The sequence below is a fragment of the Tunicatimonas sp. genome, assembly GCF_049647865.1.
Lineage (GTDB): Bacteria > Bacteroidota > Bacteroidia > Cytophagales > Cyclobacteriaceae > Tunicatimonas.
In genome coordinates, this window is sequence record NZ_JBARYM010000422.1 from 1 (window position 1) to 1,557 (window position 1,557).

Sequence of the window (1,557 nt, forward strand, 5' to 3'; positions counted from 1 at the left end):
CTTATAATACCAGTGAAGCCTTACACCTTTCGGAGCAAGAAAAACAGATTCTCCTTACGCTATTCGAACAAATTAGGAGAGAGTATAACACGACTATTGACGGTTTCACTCAAGACCTGATGGTTGCAACTATTGAACTGTTACTAAATTATTGTAACAGGTTTTACAACCGGCAATTCATAACCAGAACCAATCAAAGTAAAGATATAATCATTGAGTTTGAAAAACTTTTGTTGGATCATTTTAGGTTAAAAAGTCCGGAAGAAAACCGTATTCCAACCGTCAAATCTTGTGCAAACTTATTAAACTTATCACCGAATTATTTGAGTGATTTACTAAAAAAGGAAACGGGTAAAACAGCTCAAGAATATATTCACCTTCATTTGCTAGAAAGATCAAAAACTCAATTGTTAAGTTCCAACCAAAGCATTAAGGAGATTGCCTATTCGCTGGGATTTGAATACCCTCAAAGCTTTAGTAAGCTATTTAAAAAGAAGACCGGTTTTTCTCCGTCAGAATTCAGAACCACTACTAATTAACGAGTCGATATGATGGAGATAGGAACAGAAATACCGTTCAAAAATATCGTAACCAGCGGATTGGTAGCGGGTTTTTTGATACTTATTACTGGAGCTTGCTTGTTCCCAATCCTGGGAGATCAGATGGATGCTATATTAGCAAGTCGGGGCGTTCCACCGATGGGGACCGGTTCGATGATCTATTTTGCAGTAGTTTCGCTAGTGTTAGGAACTGCGATTCTAACAACTTATGCCTTAGTTAGAAGCCGAGTGAAGTCAAGGCAAAAAGCGGTAGTAATTATAAGCTTGGCCTTTTGGTTTTTCACTTATTTCTGGTCTAACTCTGCTTTGGTGGCGTACGGGTTTATGCCTCTCTCCTTTGTGGTTGCCGGAACCCTTTGGGGATTATTAGAAATATATATTGCCACGCTACTTGGGACGAAATTATACGATAGGTTGAACAGAAAGCAACTTTCTTGAATTAAACTACTACCCCAATTGCTCAGTCAAGTTAGTATATGTCTCTTCGGGAGAGATTCCTTGATTTTGATTGGTTTCAATCGTACTTAGAATAGTATCAACTGTATCGGGTGAGTATCCCAATTTCATCACAATATTCTCTGTGATTCTCATTTCTTCGGGGTGGATTTCATCATCAGCCCGGATTAAATTGATCAAATAAAAAAGCATGAAAAAGCGCTGCTCTCGATCACGGGGTGGCTTATACACTAGCGTAGCCGAATTAAAGTTCTCACGGGCTTCCGCTAGCTCTTCTTTCGTCATGCCCAATTTTTTGCCTATAGCGTAGATGTACGCCACTTCTATTTTGTCTAGGCTACCATCAGCGTAGGCTACTCGAAATAACTGGTTGATGTACTCACGTTCACTATTTCGATTTTGACGATTAAAAAAAGCGTCCCAAATTCCCATACGTACCCGATTTATTTTATTGAACGGACTTAAAAGGCTAAAAATGCCCAACAATCAAGCCATTGAGCTAGGTGTTTTTCTACAATTGCTTTTATTACTTACTCTAACA

3 protein-coding genes are annotated in these 1,557 nt (G+C 38.8%); 2 read left to right on the forward strand and 1 reads right to left on the reverse strand.

Going from position 1 to position 1,557, the window contains the following annotated elements; all coding sequences use genetic code 11:
* Both WBA23_RS12615 and WBA23_RS12620 read left to right on the forward strand, forming a co-directional pair.
* Positions 1-539, forward strand: a 539-nt coding sequence (locus WBA23_RS12615; protein ID WP_424582636.1) for a helix-turn-helix domain-containing protein, incomplete at its 5' end; no start/stop codon positions are given.
* A 9-nt stretch (positions 540-548) separates the two neighbouring features.
* The gene (locus WBA23_RS12620) at positions 549-998 is read left to right on the forward strand and encodes a hypothetical protein (protein WP_424582637.1); all 450 of its coding nucleotides are present in this window, start codon (positions 549-551) and stop codon (positions 996-998) included.
* A gap of 9 nt (positions 999-1,007) precedes the next feature.
* Here the strand turns inward: WBA23_RS12620 and WBA23_RS12625 are convergent, their stop codons facing one another.
* The gene (locus tag WBA23_RS12625; RefSeq protein ID WP_424582638.1) at positions 1,008-1,448 is read right to left on the reverse strand and encodes a TerB family tellurite resistance protein; all 441 of its coding nucleotides are present in this window, start codon (positions 1,446-1,448) and stop codon (positions 1,008-1,010) included.
* Positions 1,449-1,557: the final 109 nt, after the last annotated feature.

Excerpts from the sequence above, each read along its gene's own strand:
- WBA23_RS12620 (WP_424582637.1), top strand. The coding sequence starts at position 549 with ATGATGGAGATAGGAACAGAAATACCGTTCAAAAATATCGTAACCAGC.
- WBA23_RS12625 (WP_424582638.1), bottom strand. The coding sequence starts at position 1,448 with ATGGGAATTTGGGACGCTTTTTTTAATCGTCAAAATCGAAATAGTGAA.